The 22,347-nt window shown below is 73.9% G+C and carries 18 protein-coding genes and 1 riboswitch; of the genes, 12 read left to right on the top strand and 6 right to left on the bottom strand.

The genetic code is table 11. The features are described from left to right. Positions 1-38: 38 nt before the first annotated feature. The 7 genes from ACZ50K_RS10585 to ACZ50K_RS10555 all read left to right on the top strand — a co-directional run bounded on the left by ACZ50K_RS10585 (position 39) and on the right by ACZ50K_RS10555 (position 9,952). Positions 39-890, top strand: a complete 852-nt coding sequence (locus ACZ50K_RS10585; RefSeq protein WP_468900312.1) for a LysR family transcriptional regulator — start codon at positions 39-41, stop codon at positions 888-890. Between the two features lie 153 nt (positions 891-1,043). Beyond that, positions 1,044-2,867 carry an AMP-dependent synthetase/ligase gene (locus ACZ50K_RS10580; protein WP_468900309.1) on the top strand — a complete coding sequence of 608 codons (1,824 nt, stop codon included), beginning with the start codon at positions 1,044-1,046 and terminating at the stop codon, positions 2,865-2,867. A gap of 146 nt (positions 2,868-3,013) precedes the next feature. After that, positions 3,014-4,300 (top strand): ABC transporter substrate-binding protein, encoded by a 1,287-nt coding sequence (locus tag ACZ50K_RS10575; RefSeq protein WP_468900306.1) that lies wholly within the window; start codon positions 3,014-3,016, stop codon positions 4,298-4,300. Positions 4,301-4,316: 16 nt separating this feature from the next. Beyond that, positions 4,317-7,571 (top strand): ABC transporter permease subunit, encoded by a 3,255-nt coding sequence (locus ACZ50K_RS10570; RefSeq protein ID WP_468900304.1) that lies wholly within the window; start codon positions 4,317-4,319, stop codon positions 7,569-7,571. Then, entirely contained in the window at positions 7,568-8,383 is an 816-nt protein-coding gene (locus ACZ50K_RS10565; protein WP_468900301.1) for an ABC transporter ATP-binding protein, read from the top strand. The genes ACZ50K_RS10570 and ACZ50K_RS10565 overlap by 4 nt, the downstream gene beginning before the upstream one ends. Positions 8,384-8,687: 304 nt before the next feature. Further along, positions 8,688-9,494 (top strand): aldo/keto reductase, encoded by an 807-nt coding sequence (locus ACZ50K_RS10560; RefSeq protein ID WP_468901157.1) that lies wholly within the window; start codon positions 8,688-8,690, stop codon positions 9,492-9,494. A gap of 11 nt (positions 9,495-9,505) precedes the next feature. Next, the gene (locus ACZ50K_RS10555) at positions 9,506-9,952 is read left to right on the top strand and encodes an RICIN domain-containing protein (RefSeq protein ID WP_468900298.1); all 447 of its coding nucleotides are present in this window, start codon (positions 9,506-9,508) and stop codon (positions 9,950-9,952) included. Between the two features lie 23 nt (positions 9,953-9,975). Here ACZ50K_RS10555 and ACZ50K_RS10550 read toward each other — a convergent pair whose 3' ends face one another. Both ACZ50K_RS10550 and ACZ50K_RS10545 read right to left on the bottom strand, forming a co-directional pair. After that, positions 9,976-10,752, bottom strand: a complete 777-nt coding sequence (locus tag ACZ50K_RS10550; RefSeq protein ID WP_468901154.1) for a methyltransferase domain-containing protein — start codon at positions 10,750-10,752, stop codon at positions 9,976-9,978. Positions 10,753-10,760: 8 nt separating this feature from the next. After that, on the bottom strand, positions 10,761-11,066 hold the full coding sequence (locus tag ACZ50K_RS10545; protein WP_468900295.1) for a 4a-hydroxytetrahydrobiopterin dehydratase: 306 nt from the start codon (positions 11,064-11,066) through the stop codon (positions 10,761-10,763). A gap of 185 nt (positions 11,067-11,251) precedes the next feature. Here ACZ50K_RS10545 and ACZ50K_RS10540 point away from each other — a divergent pair, with 185 nt between their 5' ends. Together ACZ50K_RS10540 and ACZ50K_RS10535 are read left to right on the top strand one after the other, a co-directional pair. After that, positions 11,252-13,072, top strand: coding sequence for a hydroxysqualene dehydroxylase (locus ACZ50K_RS10540; protein ID WP_468900292.1), 1,821 nt, complete (start codon positions 11,252-11,254; stop codon positions 13,070-13,072). Between the two features lie 25 nt (positions 13,073-13,097). Next, positions 13,098-13,934, top strand: a complete 837-nt coding sequence (locus ACZ50K_RS10535; protein WP_468900290.1) for a helix-turn-helix domain-containing protein — start codon at positions 13,098-13,100, stop codon at positions 13,932-13,934. On the opposite strand, the gene ACZ50K_RS10530 is transcribed toward ACZ50K_RS10535, so the two are convergent. After that, positions 13,920-14,339 carry a hypothetical protein gene (locus ACZ50K_RS10530; RefSeq protein WP_468900287.1) on the bottom strand — a complete coding sequence of 140 codons (420 nt, stop codon included), beginning with the start codon at positions 14,337-14,339 and terminating at the stop codon, positions 13,920-13,922. The genes ACZ50K_RS10535 and ACZ50K_RS10530 overlap by 15 nt on opposite strands. 230 nt (positions 14,340-14,569) lie before the next feature. Here ACZ50K_RS10530 and ACZ50K_RS10525 point away from each other — a divergent pair, with 230 nt between their 5' ends. Continuing rightward, the gene (locus ACZ50K_RS10525) at positions 14,570-14,923 is read left to right on the top strand and encodes a hypothetical protein (RefSeq protein WP_468900284.1); all 354 of its coding nucleotides are present in this window, start codon (positions 14,570-14,572) and stop codon (positions 14,921-14,923) included. Between the two features lie 7 nt (positions 14,924-14,930). On the opposite strand, the gene ACZ50K_RS10520 is transcribed toward ACZ50K_RS10525, so the two are convergent. Together ACZ50K_RS10520 and ACZ50K_RS10515 are read right to left on the bottom strand one after the other, a co-directional pair. Further along, positions 14,931-16,457, bottom strand: coding sequence for a peptide MFS transporter (locus ACZ50K_RS10520; RefSeq protein WP_468900281.1), 1,527 nt, complete (start codon positions 16,455-16,457; stop codon positions 14,931-14,933). A 103-nt stretch (positions 16,458-16,560) separates the two neighbouring features. Continuing rightward, entirely contained in the window at positions 16,561-17,424 is an 864-nt protein-coding gene (locus tag ACZ50K_RS10515) for a bifunctional 5,10-methylenetetrahydrofolate dehydrogenase/5,10-methenyltetrahydrofolate cyclohydrolase (protein ID WP_468900278.1), read from the bottom strand. Between the two features lie 41 nt (positions 17,425-17,465). Further along, positions 17,466-17,561: riboswitch (ZMP/ZTP riboswitch) on the bottom strand. Between the two features lie 69 nt (positions 17,562-17,630). Here ACZ50K_RS10515 and ACZ50K_RS10510 point away from each other — a divergent pair. Next, on the top strand, positions 17,631-18,404 hold the full coding sequence (locus ACZ50K_RS10510; RefSeq protein ID WP_468900275.1) for a class I SAM-dependent methyltransferase: 774 nt from the start codon (positions 17,631-17,633) through the stop codon (positions 18,402-18,404). Between the two features lie 204 nt (positions 18,405-18,608). Beyond that, the gene (locus ACZ50K_RS10505; protein ID WP_468900273.1) at positions 18,609-20,195 is read left to right on the top strand and encodes an RNA polymerase sigma factor; all 1,587 of its coding nucleotides are present in this window, start codon (positions 18,609-18,611) and stop codon (positions 20,193-20,195) included. Here ACZ50K_RS10505 and ACZ50K_RS10500 read toward each other — a convergent pair. Further along, positions 20,183-22,303 carry a phage holin family protein gene (locus tag ACZ50K_RS10500; protein WP_468900270.1) on the bottom strand — a complete coding sequence of 707 codons (2,121 nt, stop codon included), beginning with the start codon at positions 22,301-22,303 and terminating at the stop codon, positions 20,183-20,185. The genes ACZ50K_RS10505 and ACZ50K_RS10500 overlap by 13 nt on opposite strands. Between the last annotated feature and the right edge of the window lie 44 nt (positions 22,304-22,347).

Below are 22,347 nucleotides of genomic sequence, written 5' to 3'. Positions count from 1 at the left end.
TCATCACGGTTCGCGATGGGTGGGGCTACGGTGGGGGCATGTACGACCCGGTCCAGCTCCGCACCTTCCTGACCGTCGCCCAGACCCTGAGCTTCACCCAGGCCGCGGGTCGGCTCGGGGTGCGCCAGTCCACGGTGAGCCAGCACGTGCGGCGGCTGGAGGAGGCGACCGGGCGTCCGCTGTTCCTCCGGGACACCCATGGTGTGGAACTGACCGAGGACGGGGAGGCGCTGCTCGGCTTCGCGGGGACCATCCTGGCCGCGCACGAGCGGGCGGCGGCCTTCTTCACCGGGACCCGGCTGCGCGGGCGGCTGCGGTTCGGGGCCTCGGAGGACTTCGTACTGACCCGGCTCCCGGAGGTGCTGGAGGAGTTCCGGCACCAGCATCCGGAGGTCGACCTGGAACTGTCCGTGGAACTGTCCGGAACGCTGCACGAGCGGCTCGACGAGGGCCGGCTGGACCTGGTACTCGCCAAACGGCGCGGGCCCGGCGACGAGCGCGGGCGGCTGGTGTGGCGGGACCGGATGGTGTGGATCGGCGCGGAGGGGCTGCGACTGGACCCGGAACGGCCGGTGCCGCTGATCCTGTTCCCGCCGCCGGGGATCACCCGGGCGCGGGCCCTGGAGGTCCTGGAACGGGACGGCCGGGCCTGGCGGATCGCCTGCACCAGCGGCAGCCTCAGCGGCCTGACGGCTGCCGCCCGGGCCGGGCTCGGGGTGATGGCCCACACCCGGGGACTGATCCCGCCCGGGCTGGTACGGGTGCCGGGCCTGCCGGAACTGGGCCCGGTCGAGTTCGCCCTCCTCCGCGGCACCCAGGGCGGCCCGGCCGCGGAGGCCCTGGCCACCGCCATCCTCACCGGCGGCCACCGCCTGAACCGCCCGGCATAACCCGGGGCGGGCCGGGCCCGCCGGGCCGTGGCGCCGGGCCCCCGCCGGGCCGTGGCCCCTGAGTGGATCTCGTGGAGGTTTTCCGGGAAGTGGGCTGGTGGGAGTCGGTGTGCGGGTAGCGTCACCGCGCCGGTACGGAGAGGAGTGGAGTTCTTGCGCGAGTTGAGCGTTCCACCCGTGGTGACCGCCGCGCCCGCCGGGGGGCTGGCGGACGTGGTGTTCCGGCACGCGCGGGAGGATCCGGGCCGGGTGGTGCTCGGCCGGAAGGCCGGCGGGGTGTGGCGGGACGTGACCTCGGTCGAGCTGCGCGATCAGGTGCTGGCGCTGGCGAAGGGGCTGCTGGCGCAGGGGGTGCGGTTCGGCGACCGGATCGCGGTCATGTCGCGGACCCGGTACGAGTGGACCCTCTTCGACTTCGCCCTGTGGGCGGTCGGCGCGCAGCCGGTGCCGGTGTATCCGACCGCCTCGGCCGAGCAGGTCCAGTGGATCCTGGCGGACTCGGGCTGCTCGGCCTGTGTGGTGGAGAACGAGGACCAGGCGATGACGGTCGGCTCGGTGATCGACCGGCTGCCGCTGCTGCGCCGGTTGTGGCAGTTGGACACCGGCGCGGTGGAGCGGCTGACGGAGGACGGCGCGGCGGTGGACGAGGAGGTGGTGCACCGGCACCGGGGCGCGGTCACCCCGGACGCGGTGGCCACGGTGATCTACACCTCCGGGACCACCGGCCGGCCGAAGGGCTGTGTGCTGACCCACGGCAACTTCATGTACGAGACCGACACCATGGTGAAGCGCTGGGAGTCGGTGTTCGAGGGGGGTCCCGGGGAGCGGCCGTCCACCCTGCTGTTCCTGCCGCTGTCGCATGTGTTCGGGCGGATGGTGCAGGTGGCGGCGGTGCGGGCGCGGGTCAAGCTGGGGCACCAGCCGGTGCTGGCGGCCGCCGAGCTGCTGCCGGACCTGGCGGCGTTCCGGCCGACCTTCGTGCTGGGCGTGCCGTACGTCTTCGAGAAGGTGTTCGCCTCGGCGCGGCGGAAGGCGGAGGCGGAGGGGCGGGTCGGTCCGTTCGACCGGGCGGTGGAGACCGCGGTGCGGTACGCGGAGGCGCGCGAGCAGCGGGCCTTCGGCACCGGGCCGGGGCCTTCGGCGGCGCTGCGGGTGGAGCACCAGCTGTTCGACCGGCTGGTGTACGCGAAGGTGCGCGAGGCGATGGGCGGCCGGGTGCGGTACGCGATGTCCGGCGGTTCGGCGATGTCGCGGCGGCTGGGGCTGTTCTTCGACGGGGCAGGGATCACGGTGTTCGAGGGGTACGGGCTGACGGAGTCCTGCGCGGCGGCGACCGCGAACCCGCCGGGGGCGGTCAAGTACGGGACGGTGGGGCGGCCGATCCCGGGGAGCACGGTGCACATCGCCGAGGACGGGGAGGTGTGGCTGCACGGCGGGCACGTGTTCTCCGGGTACCTCAACGATCCGCTGTCCACGGCGGCGGTGCTGCGCGGGGGCTGGCTGGCGACCGGGGACCTGGGTCGGCTGGACGGGGACGGCTATCTGACGATCACCGGGCGGAAGAAGGAGATCCTGGTGACCTCCAACGGCAAGAGCGTGTCGCCGGGCGCGCTGGAGGACCGGGTGCGCTCGCATCCGCTGGTTTCGCAGTGCGTGCTGGTGGGGAACGACCGGCCGTACATCGCGGCGCTGGTCACCCTGGATCCGGACGGGGTGGCGCACTGGCTGTCGATGCGCGGGCAGCCGCAGATGGCCCCCGCGGAGCTGGTGCGGGACGAGGGGCTGGCGGTGGAGGTGCGGCGGGCGGTGGTCGCGGCCAACACGCTGGTGTCGCAGGCCGAGTCGATCCGGACGTTCCGGGTGCTGGCCGAGCAGTTCACCGAGGAGCGGGGGCTGCTGACCCCTTCGCTGAAGCTGAAGCGGCGGGCCATCGAAGCGGCATACGCGGCCGAGATCGCTGCCCTCTACCAGCACTGACCGCCGCGGCCGCTGGCCCGTCCAGGCGTCTCCCACCTGCCCGGTATCGATTCTGACGAACCGTCACTTCACCCTGCTCAGATTATTGACGGTTCGTCAGGTCGCGCACAGAATGCGGGAATTCGCAACCGGAGGGGTATCCGAACATGCCGCGACCGATCCGCACCCTGGCCGCCACGCTGGCCGCCCTGGCCCTCGCCGCCACCGCCTCAGCCTGCAACTCCGCCGCCACCGACGGCCCCGGCACCGGGACCGCCACGGACGACTCCGCCGGCCGCAACGACACCCGGGGCGTCACCGCCGACTCCATCAAGGTCGGCGGGATCGTCTCGATGACCACCAGCAGCGGCTACAGCAAGAAGGACACCGACCTCGGCGCCCGGGCCCGCTACCTCCGGGCCAACGCCGAAGGCGGGATCCACGGCCGGAAGATCGACTACATCGGCGCCCAGGACGACGGGCAGGACCCCGGCAAGAACCTGGCGGCGGCCCGCAGGCTCGTCCAGCAGGACAAGGTGTTCGCCGTCGCCCCGATGAGCTCCGTCACCTTCTCCGGCGCCGACTTCCTCCAGCAGGAGAAGGTCCCCACCTTCGGCTGGGGCACCCTGCCCTCCTTCTGCGGCCCCAGCTACATCTACGGGTTCAACGGCTGCCTGGTGCCCAGCCCCGGCGGCACCATCAACCAGACCTGGCCGGAGGGCATCGCCACCATCCTGGGCGGCGCGGCCGGCAAGTCCGTGGCGATCATCGCCAACGACAGCGACGCCGGGAAGTTCGGCATCCGCACCTTCCAGCAGGGCTTCGCCAGCGCCGGTTTCCAGGTCGCGTACGCCAAACCGAGCGTGCCCGCGACCGCCGTGCCCAGCGACTGGTCCGCGTACGTCAAGGAGATCATGGGCAGCGCCGGGGGCAAGGCCCCGGACGCCGTGGTGTCGGTGATGCAGACCCCCAACAACATCGGGCTGTTCACCGCCCTCAAGCGGGCCGGATACCGGGGTGTGCTGTCCGACCCCACCGACTACGACCCCGGACTGCTCGCCAAGGACGCCACCAAGCAGGCACTCGACGGGGTGCACGTGCTGCTCCAGTTCGAACCCTTCGAGTCCGCCTCCCCCGCCATGGACCGCTTCAAGGCCGACATCAAGGCCGCGGCCGGCGGAAAGGACGTCCCCCTGAACATGCACATGCTCACCGGATACATGTCGGCCGACCTGTTCGTGTCCATCGCCGACAAGGCCGGCAAGGACCTGACGGTCTCCGGCTTCCAGAACGCCGCGCAGAAGTTCGGCGACACCGGCACCCTGGTCGGCGACCGCGCCCTGCCCAAGGGCCAGAAGGACAGCTTCGGCTGCGGAGCCCTCGTCCAGCTGAAGGACGGCGCGTACAAGGTCTCCGTACCGTTCGAATGCCACCAGCCCATCCCCTTCAAGTAACGGCAGGGGTCCGCACATGGGTGATCTGCTGGGATTCGTGCTGAGCGGGCTGGTCTCCGGCGCGCTCTACGCCCTCCTCGCCACCGGACTGGTGCTCTCCTACTCGGCCTCCGGCCTGTTCAACTTCGCGCACGGGGCCACCGCCTACGTCTGCGCCCTCACCTTCTACGAGCTGCACTCCGGGCTCGGCTGGCCGGCCGTGCCGGCCGCCCTGCTGGTGGTCTGCGTCCTCGCCCCCGGCCTCGGCTGGACCCTGGACCGGCTGATGTTCCGGAAACTGGCCGCAGTCGGCGAGACCGCGCAGATCGTGGCCACCATCGGACTGCTGGTGGCCCTGCCGGCCGCCGCCCTGTGGCTGGTCGAACTCCTCGCCGAGGCCGGCGCCCCCGTCCAGCCCGCCGAGAACCAGTTCGGGCTGCCCGGGGTCGGACCCAGCCCGGCCGTGTCCTGGCAGCTCACCGACGGGGTCGGCATCGACTCCGACCAGCTGATCACCTGGGTGGTCACCGCGGCCGTCGCGGTGGCCCTGTGGGTGCTGCTCCGGCACACCCGGCTAGGACTGCGGCTCCGCGCCGCCGTCGACAACCGCTCCCTCACCGAACTGCGCGGGATCGACGCGGACCGGCTGTCCGCGCTCGCCTGGATGATCGCCTCCGCGCTGGCAGGCCTGGCCGGGGTCCTCGCCACCCCGCTGCTCGGACTGTCCGCCCACGACTTCACCCTCTTCCTCTTCGTCTCCGCCACCGCCGCGGTCATCGGCCGGTTCGCCTCCGTGCCGCTGGCCTTCGCGGGCGGGCTGGGACTGGGCGTCCTGCAGAACCTCGTCGCCGGCTACGCCGGCTTCGCCGAGGGCATCACCGGATTCCGCACCGCCGTCCCCTTCCTGATCCTCTTCGGCGGACTCCTCGTCCTCACCCGGCGGCAGCGGGCGGCCGGCACCGCCGCCACCGACACCGCCCCCGTCGACCACCTCGCCGGCGCGACCTGGCTCCGCCGCTGGGGGGTGTGGGTGGCGGGGGCGGTGCTCCTGGGCACCTCCTTCTACACCGTGACCACCCCGTTCTGGAGCGGACTGCTGGCCCAAGGGCTCGCCGTGGCACTGGTGTTCATGTCCTTCACCGTGGTCACCGGGCTGGGCGCGATGGTGTCCCTGGCCCAGGCCACCTTCGTCACCGGCGCGGCCCTCGTCGCCGGACTGCTGATGAGCCGGGGCTGGCCGTTCGTCGCCGCCCTCGCCGTCGGCACCTGCGCCGCCGCACTCCTCGGCGCGCTGGTCGCACTGCCCGCCCTCCGGCTCGGCGGCCGCTCCCTGGCCCTGGCCACCCTCGCCCTGGCCTTCCTCGCCGACCAGGTCCTCTTCCAGCTCCGCTGGCTGCGGAACGGGGACTCCGGCTGGTCGATCCCCCGCCCGGTCATCGGCCCGCTGGACCTCTCCGACGACCGGGCACTGGGCGTCGCCCTGCTCGTCCTGGCCGTCCTCGCCACCGCCGCCCTGACGGCCCTGCGCAACTCCCCGGCCGGCCGCGCCATGCTCGCCGTGCGCTCGGCCCCCGCCGCCGCCATGGCCTCCGGGGTGTCCGTCCTGCGCACCAAATTGCTGCTGTTCACCGTCTCCGCCGGGCTGGCGGGCTTCGGCGGAGTCCTCTACGCCTCGTACAACACCCGGATCACCGCCACCGACTTCACCGCGATGACCGGACTCGTGTGGCTGGCGGTGGCGGTCGCGGCGGGCGTCCGCAGACCGCAGTACGCGATCGTCGCCGGCCTGGTCTTCGCCGTCCTCCCCCACCTGTTCTCCGACTACCTCACCGACTCCCCGCACCTCCCCGTCATCCTGTTCGGCCTGGCCGGCCTGGCCCTGGCCAACGACCCGGACGGCTACTGCGCGGCCATCCCGGTCCGCTTGGCCCGCCGCCGAGCCATCGCCTCGGCGGCGGGCAACACGAACCCGACGGCCCCGGGCGCGGGCGGTGCGGCCGCCCCGGGCCGTACGGACGGCCCGGTGACCGCCGGTCCGCCGGACGGCTCGGCCGGTACGGCGGACGCGGCGGCGGCCCGCTCGGGGCCGTCGGGCCCGGCGGGACCCGGCGGCCTGGCGGGCGCGGCGGCGCCCGGCGCGGGCGGCCCGGCGGGCATCGGCGGCTCGGCCGGTACGACGGCCACGGCGCCGCCCGCCCGGGCGGGTGCCGGTACGGCCGGTACGGCCGGTACGGCGGGCACGGCCGGTACGGCGGGCACGGCCGGTACGGCGGGCGGCTCAGCCGGAGTGCCCGCGCCGCGCGGGGGCGGAGCCGGGCTGCGGGCGGAGCTGCGCAGCGGTGAATTGGGCCCTGCGGCGGCCGGCGACGGCCCGGCCGGCATGGGTGGCACGGCCGACACGGCGGCCACGGCGCCGCCGGGCCCGGCGGGTGCCGGTGCGGCCGGCGGCTCGGGCGGGGTGCCCGCGCCGCGCGGGGGCGGGCTGCCGGCGGAGCCGCGCAGCGGCACGGACCCCGCCGCGGCCGGCGACGGCCCGGCGGGGGCGGGTGGCCCTGCCCGTACGGCGGGCGCGGCGGCAGCCGGGGGCCGGGGGCCGGGGGCGGTGGCGTTGGAGTTGTGCGGGGTGGCCGCCGGGTACGACGGGGGGCTGGTGTTGCACGGGGTGGATCTGCGGGTCCGGCGGGGGGAGGTGCTCGCCGTGCTCGGGCCGAACGGGGCGGGGAAGAGCACCGCCTGCCGGGCCGCCGCGGGGCTGCTCCGGCTCGCCGCCGGGTCGGTCCGGATCGCCGGGCGCGACGCCTCCCGGCGGGGGCCGGTGGGCCGCGCCCGGGCCGGCGTACTGCTCGCGCCCGAGGGACGCGGCATCTTCCCCTCGCTGACCATCGAGGAGAACCTCGCCCTGTACCTCCACGAGGCCGAGGCCCGCGCGGCCGTCTACGACCGCTTTCCCCGGCTCGCCGGGCGCCGCGGGGTGCCGGCCGGTTCGCTGTCCGGCGGTGAGCAGCAGATGCTGGCGCTGGCCCCGCTGCTCCAGCGCCCGCCCGCGGTGCTGATCGCCGACGAGCCGTCGCTGGGCCTGGCGCCGCGGATCGCGGACGAGGTGTACGGGCTGCTCACCGAGCTCCGCGACTCCGGCAGCGCGCTGCTGCTGGTCGAGGAGAAGGCCGCCGAGATCCTCGGGATCGCCGACACCGTCGCCTATCTCTCGCAGGGCCGGGTCTCCTGGTGCGGCCCGCGGGCCGAGGTGGAGACGGACCGGCTGACCGAGGCCTACCTGGGGATGACCCGATGACCCTCACACCCGGCACCACATCCCCCGACCCCGCGGCTGCCGCTGCGGCTGCGGCCGCCGCTGCCGACGGGCCGTACGTCCTGGAGGCGGCCGGCATCGGCGTGCGTTTCGGCGGGGTCCGGGCCCTGGCCGACGTGTCCCTCCGGGTCCGTCCCGGCGAGGTCTGCGGGCTGATCGGGCCGAACGGGGCGGGCAAGACCACCCTGTTCGACGTGCTGTCGGGGATCCGGCGGCCGGACCGCGGCCGGATGCTGCTCGACGGGGTCGACATCACCCGCCGTTCCCCGGTGTGGCGGGCCCGGCACGGGATGCGCCGCACCTTCCAGCGGCAGCAGCTGTTCGGCCGGCTCACGGTGGCCGAACAGCTGCTGGTCGCCCAGGAGTGGCGGGGGTCCGGTCTGCGCGGGCGGCGGCGGCTGGAGCGGGAGCGGCGGGACCGGGCCACGGAGGTGCTGGCCGGCTGCGGGCTCTCCGCGCTGGCCGGGACGCCCGCGGGCGGGCTGCCGGTGGGCCGGGCCCGGATGGTGGAGCTGGCCCGGGCGGTGGCGGATCCGCCGAGGGTGCTGCTGCTGGACGAGCCGGCCTCGGGGATGTCCGCGCCGGAGCGGGAGCAGCTGGCGGCGGTGGTGCGGCGGCTGTCCGCGGAGGAGGGTTGCGCGGTGCTGCTGGTCGAGCACAACGTGGCGTTCGTGATGGAGCTGTGCAGCCGGGTGGTGGTGCTCGACCTCGGGACCGTACTGGCCGAGGGCACGGCGGCGGAGGTACGGGCGGATCCGCGGGTCCGGGAGGCCTACCTGGGGCACCCGGCGTAGCCGGGGCCCGGGCCCCGGGCGCGGGGCGCCCCGCGCCCGGGAGGACGTGCGGGCCGCGCCGTGTTGCGGGTGGCTCCCACGGGTGGCGGGAATAGGCCGGTACGGTGCCCGGTTGTCGCCGGTCGTACCGCACGGCCGCACCGCGGCACGGCGGCACGCCCGGATTCCCGTACGCACGGGCGTCCGACCGCACACCAGACGTCGCACCACGAGGGAAACACCACACGTGAACCAGGCACCTCAGGACCCCGCCGTCCCCGCCGTCCCTTCCGTCCCCGCCGTCGCGCTCAACAACGGTTCGCTCATGCCGCAGCTCGGCTTCGGCGTCTGGCAGGTGCCGGACGACGAGGCGGAGCAGGCGGTGGGCGCCGCCCTGGAGGCCGGCTACCGCAGCATCGACACCGCCTCGATCTACGGCAACGAGCGCGGCACCGGCAAGGCCGTCACCGGCTCGGGCCTGCCGCGCGAGGAGCTGTTCGTCACCACCAAGCTGTGGAACGGCCCGTCCGAGACCTGGGGCCGCGACAACGTGCTCCGGGAGTTCGACGCCTCGCTGGAGAAGCTGGGCCTGGACCACGTGGACCTGTACCTGATCCACTGGCCGCGCGCGATGCGCGAGGACTACCTGGCCATCTGGAAGGCCTTCGAGGAGATCGCCGCGAGCGGCCGCGCCAAGGCCGTCGGCGTGTCGAACTTCGGCCCGGCCGAGCTGCGCCGGCTGGCCGCCGAGAGCGAGCTGCTCCCGGCGGTGAACCAGGTGGAGCTGCACCCGCTGTTCCCGCAGACCGCGCTGCGCGAGGTGCACGCGGAGCTGGGCATCGCCACCGAGGCCTGGTCCCCGCTGGGGCAGGGCAAGGAGCTGCTGACCCTGCCCGAGGTCGAGGCGGTCGCCGCCCGGCACGGCCGGACCGCCGCCCAGGTGGTGCTGCGCTGGCACCTCCAGCAGGGTGTCATCGCCATCCCGAAGTCGGTCACCCCGTCCCGGATCCGGGAGAACCTCGACGTGTTCGGGTTCGAGCTGACCGCCGAGGACCTGGCGGCCCTGAACTCGCTGGGCGAGGGCCCGGCGGCCCGCCGGATCGGCCCGGACCCGGCCGTCTTCGACGTCTGAGGGAGTCCGGCATGGCGGACGGGGGCCGGGCGGGCGTGTACCGCCTGTTCAACGCGGAGAGCGGTCTGGTCCTGGAGGTTGAGGGCGGCCGTACGGGCAGTGGTACGCGCGTCCGGGTGGCGCCGGAGGGGCCGCCCGCGGCCCCGGGCGCGCAGCGGTGGCGGATCGTGCCGGTGCACCCGGGCGGGGCGGTCTTCCACCTCGTGAACGAGCTGAGCGGGAAGCGGCTGGACGTCGCGGGCGCGTCCACGGAGAGCGGCGCCCGGATCCAGCTGTGGAAGGCCAACGGCTTCGGCGCGCAGGAGTGGCTGCTGGAGGAGCACGTGGACCAGCCGGGGCTGTTCTCGCTGGTCGCCTGTGTCAGCGGGCTGCCGCTGGACGTGGACCCGGCCGGGTACGCCCGCCAGTGGGAGGAGACGGACGCCCCCTCCCAGGCCTGGCGGCTCGGCCCCGGCTAGTCCAGGCCGCCCCGGCCCCCGGCCTAGGCCGGTCCCTGGTGGGCCGGGCCCCGGCCGGGGCGGTCCCGGGCGAACACCCGCAGGTCGTAGGTCGGTTCGGCGCGCGGGCGGTCCGGGTCGGGCAACCGGGCGAGCATGGCGGCCAGTTCGGCCGGGGCCGTGGCGCCCCGCGGGTCGATCAGCGAGGCGTAGCGGCCGGCCAGGACGCCCGCGGCGACCGCGTTCGGGGTACGGCCCTGGCCGTGGCCGCGGAAGCGGGCCCGGCCGGCCGGCCGCAGTCCGGCGGCCGCGGCGTACCGGGTGACGGCGCCGGCCTCGTCGGCGGCGCCGGCCCACCGGTGCGGGGCCAGCAGTTCGTCGATGTCGCTGCCGACGTCGTGCGCCCGGTCCTTGTCCACGCTGGTGACGAACACCCCGCCGGGCCGCAGCACCCGGGCGGCCTCGGCGACCACCGCCGCGACCGCTCCCGGCTCGCGCAGCAGGTGCAGCAGCCAGACGGCGCTGACCGCGTCGACCCGGGCGCCCGGCAGCGGGAGCGCGGTCGCGGCGGCCAGGGCGACCTGGACCCCGCGCCCGGCGGCCGTGCGGGCCATCCCGTACGAGGCGTCCAGGCCGAGGACCCGCAGCCCGGGGCGGGTGGCGAGCCGGGTGGTGACGATGCCGGTGCCGCAGCCCAGGTCCAGCAGGGTGGCGGTGTCCGGGGGCAGCAGTCCGAGGACGGCCCGGGCGGCGGCCTCCGCGCGCGGGGCGCCGCCGCGGGTGGCGTCGTAGACGGCGGCCTCGGCGTCGTAGTCGACCAGTGCGGCCATCAGCGGGCCCCGTGGGCGGGGGCGATGTCCTCCACCCGCCGGGCGAGCTCGAAGTCGGTGGTGGTGACGGTGCCGCCGGCGCTGTGGGTGTTGACCGACAGGCGGACCGTGTCGTAGCCGAGGGTGAGGTCGGAGTGGTGGTCCAACTCCTGCTGGAGCGCGGCGATGTGGGAGACCAGGGCGCTGGCCGCGAAATGACTGCCGAGGCGGTAGGTGCGCAGGATCCGGTCGTCCTCGAAGGACCATCCGGGGAGTTCCCGCAACCGGTCCTCGATCTCCTTCTGGGAAAGCGGCTCGCTCGGCATCCACCGGCTCCTTCTGCATCGGGTGGGGCGTCGACGGGGGGACCCCAGGTTCGCACAGGGCGGGCGCCGGGGGAGCTTTCGCGCCATAGTGCGGGCGGGTGCTTCTGCGCCTTCCGCGACCGGTGGACGGCCCCTAGGATCCTGCGCCGGACCTGACTGTTACCGGCGGTAATGAGGGGGCGGCTATGGCTCGTACGGGCAATTCCAGGCGGAGGTTCATCGCGGGAGCGACGGCGGCGGGCGCTGCGGCTGCGGCCGGAGCGGCCGGACCGCTCGGCACCGGCCCCGCCTCGGCGGCGGCCTTACCGGCGGCTCCCCCGGCGGCCGGACCGGCCCCCGGCGCCCGCCGGGTGGCGGTGCTCGGCGGCGGGGTGGCCGGACTGACCGCGGCACACGAACTCGCGGACCGCGGCTATGCCGTGACCGTCTACGAACGCCGCGCCCTGGGCGGCAAGGCGCGCAGCATGGACGTGCCCGGCAGCGCCCGCGGCGGCCGCCGGCCGCTGCCCGCCGAGCACGGCTTCCGGTTCATCCCCGGCATCTACCACAACCTGCCGGACACCATGCGGCGCATCCCGTTCCCCGGCAACCCCAACGGCGTCTGGGACAACCTGGTGGCCCCGCGCGAGATGATGTTCGCCCGGGCGGGCGGCCGGGAGGACCTCCGGGCCCCCATCCCCTGGCGGGACCACCCGCCCGCCGAGCTCACCCCGGATGAGCTCCGGCGCGCCCTCACCGGGATCCTCCAGACCCTGGTGCGGCTGCCGCTGCACGAGACCGCGTACTTCGTGGACCGCGCCCTGGTCTTCCTGACCAGCTGCGACGAGCGCCGGGACCAGGTGTGGGAGCGGACCCCCTGGTGGGAGTTCACCCGGGCGGCCCGGATGTCCACCGAGTACCAGCGGATCCTCGCGATCGGGGTCACCCGCAACATCGTGGCCACCAAGGCCGAGGAGGCCTCCACCCGCACGGTCGGCACCCTCGGCGAGGCCTTCGTGTTCAACGCCCTGGGCCTGGGCGCCGACGGCCCGCCGGACCGGATCCTGAACCTGCCCACCAACGAGGCCTGGATCGACCCCTGGGAGGCCCATCTGCGGTCCCTGGGAGTGGAGTTCAAGATGGGCTGGACGGTCCGGGAGGTCCGGTACGACCCGGCCGGACGGCGGGTCGGCGGGGTCCTGGTCGAGGATCCGGCCGGGGTCCGGCAGACCGTCACCGCGGACCACTACGTCAGCGCCCTCCCGGTGGAGCACGCCCGCCCCACCTGGGGCCCCGAACTGCGCGCCGCGGACCCGATGCTGGCCCGCTGCGACCGGCTGCGGACCGACTGGATGACCGGCATCCAGTTCTACCTCACCGAGCGCGCCCCCCTGGTCCACGGCCACCTCAACTGCATCGACTCCCCCTGGTCGCTGACCGCGATCCAGCAGGCCGAGCACTGGCCGGCCCGGGACTTCCCCGCCGACTACGGCGACGGCGCGGCCGTGGACTGCCTGTCCGTGGACGTCTCCGAATGGGACAGGCCGGGGATCCTGTACGGGAAGACGGCCAAGCAGTGCACCCGCGAGGAGGTCGCCCGCGAGGTGTGGGCGCAACTGAAGGCCTCCCTCAACGACAGCGGCCGGACCGTGCTGCGCGACACCGCCCTGCACTCCTGGTTCCTGGATCCGGGGGTCGACGGCCTCGGCACCCCGAACCCGACCAACGAGGACCAGCTGCTGATCCACCCCACCGGCACCTTCCACGACCGTCCGACGGCCGGCACCCGGATCCCGAACTTCTTCCTCAGCGGGGACTACGTGTCGGTGGACATCGACCTGGCCACCATGGAGGGCGCCAACGCCTCGGCCCGCGCCGCGGTCAACTCCCTGCTCGACCGGGACGGTTCGACGCAGCCCCGGTGCACGGTCCGGGGGCTGCACCGGGTGCCGGAGATCGAACACCTCAAGCGGCACGACCGGCTGCGCCACCGGCTCGGCCTGCGGAACGCCTTCGACCTGGGCTGAGGCGGACTGGGCTACGGTCCTGGGCATGACCACACCCACGACCACGCCCTCCGCCCCGACCGTCGGGGCCCTGCTGCGCGCCTGGCGGGAGCGGCGCGGCCTCAGCCAGCTGGAGCTGGCGGGCCGCGCCGACTCCTCGTCCCGGCACATCAGCTTCGTGGAGACCGGCCGGTCCCGGCCCAGCGAGGAGCTGCTGCTGCGGCTGGCCGACCGGCTGGACGTACCGGTGCGGGAGCGCAACGCCCTGCTGCTGGCGGCGGGTTACGCCCCGCACTACGCCCAGACCCCGCTGGACGATCCGGCGCTGGGCACCCTGCGGGAGGGGCTGGAGCGGCTGCTGACCGGCTACGAGCCGTATCCCGCGCTGGTCGTGGACGGGACCTACACGGTGATCGCCGCCAACCGGGGGATCACCATGCTCCTGGAGGGCCTTCCCGAGCACCTGCTGGAGCCGCCGCTGAACGCGATGCGGATCACCCTGCACCCGGAGGGGCTGGCCCCGCGGATCCACAACCTCAAGGAGTGGCGCGGGCATCTGCTGGCCCAGATGGAGCGGCAGATCGCGCTGGCCCGTTCGGAGCCGCTGCGCGCCCTCTACGAGGAGGTCTCCGGCTATCCGGCCCCCGAGCTGACCGGCCGCGCCGACAGCGCGGTGCGCGGCGCCGACGCCGAACCGGAGGAGCCGGTGGCCTACTTCGCGCTGCCGCTGGTCATCGAGCACGAGGGCCATCTGCTGTCCTTCGTGTCCTCCATCGCGACCTTCAACACGCCGATGGACGTGACCGTCGCCGAGCTGGCCATCGAGACGATGCTCCCGGCCGACCCGGCGACGGTGAAGTACCTGCGCTCACTCGCGCCCTGAGCGCAGCGCGAGCTGCTGGAGCAGGGCGAAACCGGCGACGGTCGCGGCCTGGGCCGGGATCCACACGGCGCCGGCCAGCGTCGGGGCCTCGAACAGCATCGCCACCGCGACCACGCTGGCCGCCGCCCACAGGTAGTTGACCTCGATGACGGCCTTCACCCAGCCGGTGCCGGGGTTCGGCCGCGAGGCCAGCAGGCCGACCGCGGCGGCGAACATGGTGAGCATGATCCCCAGCTCCAGCACCAGCTCCTCGCCGACTCCGAGGAGCCCCGAGAGCTGGCCCGGGAAGGCCGCGTAGGCGATCCCGTTGACTCCGGTCACCACCGCGTCCAGCGCGAGGAACCGGCGCAGCGCGGTCTTCGGCTCAGCGGTCCGGGCCAGGCTTCCGATCAAGGTCACGGACACGGGAATCACCCTCCATCTGTACGGGACGAATGCCGGGCTCCGGAGACGAGTGCGCGCCCCCGGAACCCGATGCCCTTACTCTCCCGCCCCCGCCCCCACACGTCGATTACCCCCCAGGTAATGCCGCCCGGCCGGCGGGCGGAACTCGATGGCGGGGGTGTTCGGGGCGCCGGTAGGGTCGCGGGTTCCGGGGGTCCGTGGGGGCCGCCATGGTGGGGGGAGGAGGGCGGATGGACGGCGGAACGGCCACGACGACGCTGTGGCGGCCGACCGGTCCGGTCGAGCTGGAGCTGGTGCGGGAGCTGGACTGGCGGGCCTGGCCGCCCCGGCTGCCCGAGCAGCCGATCTTCTACCCGGTGCTCGACGAGGACTACGCGATCCGGATCGCCCGGGACTGGAACGTGAAGCACGACGGCGCCGGGTTCGTCACCCGGTTCGAGGTGGATTCGGGTTTCCTCGGGCGGTACCCGGTGCGGCAGGCCGGCGGGCGGACCATCCTCGAACTGTGGGTTCCGGCCGAGGAGCTGGCGGAGTTCAACGCGCACATCGTGGGCCCGATCCGGGTGGTCCACGAGTTCCGCTGAGGACCTCTCAGGCCGCGAGGGCCGGAGCAGGGGCCGCGGTCGGGGATTCGCCGATCAGGGCCCGGAGGCGGCGGGTGGCCAGCAGCATGCCGGCGCCCGCCGCGATGACCACGGCGCCCTGCCAGAGGAAGTTGAGGTTCTGGCCCAGCACGGGGTCCAGCCGGGGCAGTTGGCCGCCGATGCCGTCGCCGGTGGCGGCGGCCAGGAACCAGACGCCCATCATCTGGTTGGTGAAGGCCCGGGGGGCCAGCTTGGTGGTGGCCGACAGCCCGACCGGGCTCAGGCACATCTCGCCGAGCACCTGGATCACGTACACCCCGACCAGCCACATCAGGGAGACCCGCACCCCCTTGGAGGCGATGGTGGCGGCGCCGGACATGACCAGGAAGGAGGCGCCGACCAGGAGGAGGCCGAGGGCGAACTTCAGCGGGGTGCTGACGTTGCGGCCGCGGCGGACCCAGAAGGCGGCGAAGAGCGGGGCGAAGGCGATCACGAACAGGGAGGGCAGGGACTGGGTCCAGCTGGCCGGCATGTGGAAGCCCAGCAGGCTCATGTCCGTCTTCTCGGCGGCGAACAGGTTCAGCTCGTTGCCCATCTGGTCGTAGACCATCCAGAACAGGGTGGCGGCCAGGAACAGCCAGACGTAGGCGCGCAGCCGGGTCCGCTCGGTGGAGTCGATCCTGGGGCTGCGGTACATGGAGAACAGCACGCCCGCCGGGACCACCACCGCGATCACGGTGAGGACGAAGGTGATGGAGTCCACGTCGAAGGAGTGGGCGGCGAGCAGGACGCCGGTCAGTCCGGCGGTGCCGGCCAGGCTCCAGGCGCCGGAGCGGCGCAGCCGGGCGCGTTCGGCGGGGGTGAGCCGGGCCACCGGCTCCTCCCGGAGGGAGGCGGCCAGCTTGCGGCCGCCCAGGACGTACTGGACCAGGCCGAGGGCCATGCCGACGGCGGCGGAGCCGAAGCCCAGGTGCCAGTCGACCTCCTCGCCGAGGTAGCCGACGACGATCGGGGCGAGCACCGCGCCGAGGTTGACGCCCATGTAGAACAGCGAGTAGCCGGCGTCCCGCCGCTGGTCCTCGTCCGCCCGGTACAGCCGGCCGACCAGGGCCGAGATGTTGGGCTTGAGGAGGCCGGTGCCGATCACGATGAGGATCAGTCCGGGCCAGACGCAGGCGGCGCTGGGCACGGCCATCGCCAGGTGCCCGAGCATGATGATCACTCCGCCCCAGAGGACGGCGCGGCGGGCGCCGAGGAAGCGGTCGGCGATCCAGCCGCCGGGCAGGGCCAGCAGGCAGATCATCGACATGTAGACGCCTTCGACGGCCTCGGCGCTGCCCTCGGCCAGGCCCATCCCGCCCGCGGAGCGCGGGGCGGCGAGGAAGTGGACCAGGATGGCGACCATGCCGTAGAGGCTGAAGCGCTCCCACATCTCGGCGAGCACCAGGGTGGCCAGTCCCCGCGGGTGGCGGCGGCTGCCCGCGGCCCGGTCCGGCTCCCCCGGCTTCGGCTGCATATCCATCGGTGCGTTCACATAACCAGTGCACCCCGGTGGGAGCGGCGGGGGATCCTGCTTTCGGCCAGTACGGGCCGCCGGGCCGGGTCCCGGGCCCTGTGGCCCGGGACCGAAGCCCCGGTCAGTCCAGGACGATGCCGGCCTGCTCGGCGGCCGCCGCGACGGTCTGCTCCAGCAGGACGGCGATGGTCATCGGGCCGACGCCGCCCGGCACCGGGGTGATCAGCGAGGCGCGCTCGGCGGCCGAGGGGAAGTGGACGTCGCCCACGTTGCCCTCGTTGTATCCGGCGTCCAGGACCACGGCGCCCGGCTTGATGTCCTCGCCGCGGATGAACTCGGCCTTGCCGACGGCGGCGACCAGCACGTCCGCCTGCCGCACGAGGGAGGGCAGGTCCCGGGTGCGGGAGTGGCAGTAGGTGACCGTGGCGTTGCGCTCCAGCAGCAGCATGCCGGCCGGCTTGCCGAGGATCGCGCTGCGGCCGACGACCACGGCGTGCTTGCCGGTGAGGTCCACCTCGTACTCCTCCAGCAGCCGCATGATGCCGCCGGGGGTGCAGGAGACGAAGCCCGGGAGTCCGAAGCCCATGGCGGCGAAGGAGTGCATGGTGACCCCGTCGACGTCCTTGCCGGGGGCGATGGCCTCGAAGGCGGCCCGCTCGTCGATGTGGTGCGGGACCGGGTGCTGGAGCAGGATGCCGCTGATCTCCGGGTCCTCGGAGAGCGCCGTGATCGCCGCGACCAGTTCCTCCGTGGTGGTCTCGGCCGGGAGGGCCACGTGCCGGGAGGTGATCCCGGCCTTGGCGCAGCGGTTCTGCTTCATCTTCACGTAGGTGACGGAGGCCGGGTCCTCGCCGACCAGCACGGTGGCCAGACAGGGCGCGGTGCCGGTGAGTTCGGTGATCTTCGCGGCCCGGGCCGCGGTCTCCTCGCCGATCCGGCGGGCGAGGGCGGTGCCGTCCATCAGGCGTGCGGTGGCGGTGGTCATGGGGCTGGTCTCCTGAGCGTCGCGGATCGCGGTTCGTGTTCGCGGTTCGCCCAGGCGCGCGGCAGCGGCGCACGGCCCGCCGTGCGCGGGCCGCTCCCCGGTGGTGATCCACCCGAACGCCAGTCACGGCCCGCCGCCCACTGTAGTCGACGGCCATCCCGCGAAATCGGCTGGATCCCGGAGGTCCGTACTGGGACGATCAGGGCATGACTCGCACTTTCGACCATCTCGTCGCGGAGGCCGACTCGGTCTCCGTGGACGGCTGGGACTTCTCCTGGCTCGACGGACGGGCCACCGAGCAGCGCCCCTCCTGGGGGTATCAGCGGCTGCTCGGCGAACGGCTGCTGGGCGGGGCCCGGGCCGTGCTCGACATCCAGACCGGCGGCGGCGAGGTGCTGGCCGGGGCCGTGCCGCCGGGACGGCTGCCCCCGCTGACGGTGGCCACCGAGTCCTGGCCGCCGAACGTGGACCGGGCGACCCGGCTGCTGCACCCGCTGGGCGCGGTGGTGGTCGCCGACGCCGACGAGCCCCCGCTGCCGTTCGGCGACGAGGCCTTCGACCTGGTGGTCAGCCGGCATCCGGTGACCGTCTGGTGGGACGAGATCGCCCGGGTGCTGAGACCGGGCGGAGAATACCTCTCCCAGCAGGTCGGACCGGCCAGCGTGTTCGAGCTCGTCGAGTACTTCCTCGGGCCGCAGCCGGAGGAGGTCCGCCGGGGCCGGCACCCCGACGACGCGGTCGCCGACGCCCGCCGGGCGGGCCTGGAGGTGACGGATCTGCGTGCGGAGCGGCTGCGGACGGAGTTCCACGACATCGGCGCCGTGATCTACTTCCTGCGGAAGGTGATCTGGATGGTGCCCGGCTTCACGGTCGGCCACCACCGGGACCGGCTGCGCGAGCTCCACGAACGGATCGAGCGCGACGGCCCGTTCGTCGCGCACACGTCCAGGTTCCTGATCGAAGCCCGCAAACCGGGCTGATCCGGGACCGATCACCACGGCCTCCGATTGGCAGCGTGGCGCAGGTCACTCAATTCAGTGCGTAACGAATCGACTCGGGCATGCGATGAACCGACAGGCGTCTTCGCGCAGCGGCCGGAATACGCACCCCGCCCGGGGTGTTTCCGGAAGTCCGCGCGATGATGTCCCGCCCGCCCTTTATCTGTTCGCAACGAGAGGCTCCTTGTGTCGCTCAGCCCGTCCCGTACGTTCCCTCCGGAGATCGCCGAATCCGAGGCCCTGGTCGCTCTCGTCGAGCGCGGCCGCGAGCAGGGTCACATCAACGGTGACGACGTGCGCCAGGCCTTCGAGGCCGGCCGCATCCCGGTGGACCAGTGGAAGCGGGTCCTGCGCAGCCTGAACCAGGTCCTGGACGAGGAGGGCGTCGCGCTGCACGTGAGCGCGGCCCCCGCCGCCAAGACCGCGGCGAAGAAGCCCCGCAAGGCCGCGGCGGCGCCGGCCCGTACCGCCGTGAAGAAGGCGGCCGCCGCGCCGCGCCCGATCGGTGCCCGCAAGACCGCCGCTTCGGCCCCCGCCGCCGCCGCGGCGATATCCGCTCAGTCGACGGCCGCCGAGGCCGGAGCCGAGGCGGACGCCGACGCCGTGACCGGTGCCGAGCCGAAGAAGCGCGCGGTCAAGAAGACCACCGCCGCGAAGAAGACCGCCACCAAGAAGACCGCGGCGAAGAAGGCCGGGGCCAAGGACGCCGACGGCGGCGAGAACCCCGAGGCCGAGGGCGAGGACATCTTCGAGGACCTCGGCGAGGACACCGAGGAGGACACCGCCAAGCCCGGCGCCCAGGGCTTCGTGCTGTCCGACGATGACGACGACGACGCCCCGGCCCAGACGGTGATGGTGGCCGGTGCCACCGCCGACCCGGTCAAGGACTACCTCAAGCTCATCGGCAAGGTGCCCCTCCTCAACGCCGAGCAGGAGGTCGAGCTCGCCAAGCGCATCGAGGCGGGCCTGTTCTCCGAGTACAAGCTGGAGGAGGAGGAAGACCACAAGCCGGCCTTCAAGCGCGAGCTGGAGATCCTGGTCGAGGACGGCCGCCGGGCCAAGAACCACCTGCTGGAGGCCAACCTCCGTCTGGTGGTCTCGCTGGCCAAGCGCTACACCGGCCGCGGCATGCTCTTCCTGGACCTGATCCAGGAGGGCAACGTCGGTCTGATCCGCGCGGTGGAGAAGTTCGACTACACCAAGGGCTTCAAGTTCTCCACCTACGCGACCTGGTGGATCCGGCAGGCGATCACCCGCGCCATGGCCGACCAGTCCCGCACCATCCGCATCCCGGTGCACATGGTCGAGATCATCAACAAGCTGGCCCGCGTGCAGCGCCAGATGCTCCAGGACCTGGGCCGCGAGCCCACCCCGGAGGAGCTGGGCAAGGAACTCGACATGACCCCCGAGAAGGTCATCGAGGTCCAGAAGTACGGCCGCGAGCCGATCTCCCTCCACACCCCGCTGGGCGAGGAGGGCGACAGCGAGTTCGGTGACCTGATCGAGGACTCCGAGGCGGTCGTCCCGGCCGACGCGGTCTCCTTCACCTTCCTCCAGGAGCAGCTCCAGTCCATCCTGGGCACGCTCTCGGAGCGCGAGGCGGGCGTGGTCTCCATGCGCTACGGCCTGAACGACGGCCAGCCCAAGACCCTGGACGAGATCGGCCGCGTGTACGGGGTCACCCGTGAGCGGATCCGGCAGATCGAGTCCAAGACCATGTCCAAGCTGCGCCACCCCTCGCGTTCGCAGGTGCTGCGCGACTACCTCGACTGAGCCGACCGGTCGGTGTCGAACACCGCCGGGCGGGACCGTTCCCCGGTCCCGCCCGGCGGCGTCTGCGGGGGGACCGGCCGCGGCAGCCAGCCGCGCAGCACCTCGTGGACCTCCTCCGCCCCGACCAGATCGGCCGGCGGGGCCATCAGCACGGTCGGCCACATCAGGAACGGGTGCGCCTGCTCCCCGCCCAGCCCGCCGTGCGAGCCGATCTGCTCCTCGAAGGCGTGCACCTCACCGGTCTCCGGGTCGTACGCCGAGTTGACCATGACGTCGGCCACGTGCGGGAAGGTGTCGGTGCGCCGGACCGCCTCGGCCGCACCCGGCCCGAAGCGGGCCAGCAGCCGCTCCGCCTCGCCCGGGACGGACAGCCGCGCCTCGGCCCCGTCCGGGCCCAGCACCACCCCGTCCACCAGCAGGAACCCGATCCCCGGATGGTTGGCCAGGGTGGCCAGCAGTCCCGGACGGGTCCGTTCGATCTCGGCCCGCCCGGCCCGGCCCGGCAGATCGGGGAACGAGATCAGCCCCAGGTTCCCGGAGGCCAGCACCACCGGGTCCGAACCGGGCTCCTCCCCGTCCCCCGCGCCCTCCGGCGCCTCCTCCTCCGGCCGGTGCAGGGCGGTGCGGACCGCCGTGCGGAACGCGGCGCGGGCCTCCGCCCCGCTGTGGGTCCGGCCCGCCTTCCGGGACACCGGCAGGCCGCAGCCGGCCCGCACCAGGTCCTTGAGGGTGAGCCCGTAGCGGCCGAGGAAGGTCTCCCCCGGGCTCTGCCCGTGGTCGGACAGCAGCACGATCCGGTAGTCCCGGGGGGCGTGGTCGGCGACCCTGGCGATCAGCTTCAGGCTCCGGTCCAGCCGGGCCAGCACCTGTTCGGTGTCCCGGCCGCGCGGCCCGGAGTGGTGGGCCACCTCGTCGTAGGCGACCAGGTCCGCGTAGACCGCCGAACGGCCCGCCAGCATGTCCCCGATCACCGCCGAGACCACCACGTCCCGCTCGACCACGGTCGCGAAGGCCCGGATGAACGGGTACAGGCCGCCCCGGGACACCCGGGGCCGCACCCCGCGCCGGCGGGCCCGGAGCGACTGGCCCGTCTCCCGGGCCACCTCGGCCACGAAGGACAGCGCGGTGCGGACCGCGTTCGCCGGATCCGAGAAGTACGCGAAGTAGCCCGCCCGGGACCGCTCCCCCTTGCCCCGCCGGGCCGACACCGACAGCACCAGCGCCAGCTGGTCGGCGCCCCCGCTGAACAGGTTGCCGCGGCTGGCCCCGTCCCCGGTCAGCAGCCCGCCGTGGCCCGCCCGGGCGGTGGCCCGGCGCTGGAGCTCGGCGGCGCTGCTGGGCCGGTTGCAGACCACGACCTCGCCGCTCTCCTTCTCGTACCAGCGGAAGGCGGGCACGTCGAAGTTGGAGCCGTGCAGCAGGCCGAGCTGACTGGCACCGGTCTGGCTGGACCAGTCGGTCCGCCAGGGGGCCACCCGGTGGCTGCGGTCCAGCCAGTCCGCCACCGTGGGCATCAGCCCGGCGGCGGCCGCCTCCCGCAGCCGCTCGTACCCGACCCCGTCCAGTTGCAGGAAGACCAGCCCGGGGGTGCCCTCGCCGCCCGCCGGGTCCCCTTCCCGGCCGCGGCGCCTGCGGCGGCGGTCGGCCAGCCGGTAGAGCCTGCGGCGGTACGCGTCGTCGTCCCGGACCGCGAGGGCCGTGGAGGTGGCGGAGGCCACCGCCGACATCACCGCGGCCACCACCACGGCCGTCTCCGGGGCCGCCTCCCCCCGACCGTCCGGAATCAGACTCAGGGCGAGCAGCAGCAGCGAACCGTTCAGGAAGAAGGTCAGCAGCCCCAGCACCAGCGCCGGCACCAGCAGCAGGGCCCGCACCACCACCGGCCAGACCAGCGCGCTCAGCACACCGAAGGCACCCGCGCCCCAGGCGGCCGTCAGCGCTATCCGGGTGGGACTGTCGCCGTCGTCCGGCTGCAGCCGGAAATCGGGCAGGACCACCGCCAGCACCAGCATGGTGACCGTCGACACCGCCCAGACCAGCAGCATGCGCACCACCGCGCCGCCCGTGGTCCGCCACCGCCCGTGGAGCACTCCGCACCCGCCTCGCATCCCGGCCCGCGCCCCGCCCGCGAGATCCTCTCCCAGCCTCGCAC

The organism is Streptomyces sp. NPDC033845 (assembly GCF_055576225.1).
Note: the sequence above shows the minus strand (reverse complement) of the source record. Positions and strands in the feature narration are given on the sequence as shown.

What these genes read in the sequence shown, in the direction of transcription:
- ACZ50K_RS10535 (WP_468900290.1), top strand. Translation starts at nt 13,098, where the DNA reads ATGACCACACCCACGACCACGCCCTCCGCCCCGACCGTCGGGGCCCTG.
- ACZ50K_RS10545 (WP_468900295.1), bottom strand. Translation starts at nt 11,066, where the DNA reads ATGCCGAGCGAGCCGCTTTCCCAGAAGGAGATCGAGGACCGGTTGCGG.
- ACZ50K_RS10515 (WP_468900278.1), bottom strand. Translation starts at nt 17,424, where the DNA reads ATGACCACCGCCACCGCACGCCTGATGGACGGCACCGCCCTCGCCCGC.
- ACZ50K_RS10500 (WP_468900270.1), bottom strand. Translation starts at nt 22,303, where the DNA reads ATGCGAGGCGGGTGCGGAGTGCTCCACGGGCGGTGGCGGACCACGGGC.
- ACZ50K_RS10555 (WP_468900298.1), top strand. Translation starts at nt 9,506, where the DNA reads ATGGCGGACGGGGGCCGGGCGGGCGTGTACCGCCTGTTCAACGCGGAG.
- ACZ50K_RS10575 (WP_468900306.1), top strand. Translation starts at nt 3,014, where the DNA reads ATGCCGCGACCGATCCGCACCCTGGCCGCCACGCTGGCCGCCCTGGCC.
- ACZ50K_RS10560 (WP_468901157.1), top strand. Translation starts at nt 8,688, where the DNA reads ATGCCGCAGCTCGGCTTCGGCGTCTGGCAGGTGCCGGACGACGAGGCG.
- ACZ50K_RS10570 (WP_468900304.1), top strand. Translation starts at nt 4,317, where the DNA reads ATGGGTGATCTGCTGGGATTCGTGCTGAGCGGGCTGGTCTCCGGCGCG.
- ACZ50K_RS10565 (WP_468900301.1), top strand. Translation starts at nt 7,568, where the DNA reads ATGACCCTCACACCCGGCACCACATCCCCCGACCCCGCGGCTGCCGCT.
- ACZ50K_RS10585 (WP_468900312.1), top strand. Translation starts at nt 39, where the DNA reads ATGTACGACCCGGTCCAGCTCCGCACCTTCCTGACCGTCGCCCAGACC.
- ACZ50K_RS10510 (WP_468900275.1), top strand. Translation starts at nt 17,631, where the DNA reads ATGACTCGCACTTTCGACCATCTCGTCGCGGAGGCCGACTCGGTCTCC.
- ACZ50K_RS10525 (WP_468900284.1), top strand. Translation starts at nt 14,570, where the DNA reads ATGGACGGCGGAACGGCCACGACGACGCTGTGGCGGCCGACCGGTCCG.
- ACZ50K_RS10540 (WP_468900292.1), top strand. Translation starts at nt 11,252, where the DNA reads ATGGCTCGTACGGGCAATTCCAGGCGGAGGTTCATCGCGGGAGCGACG.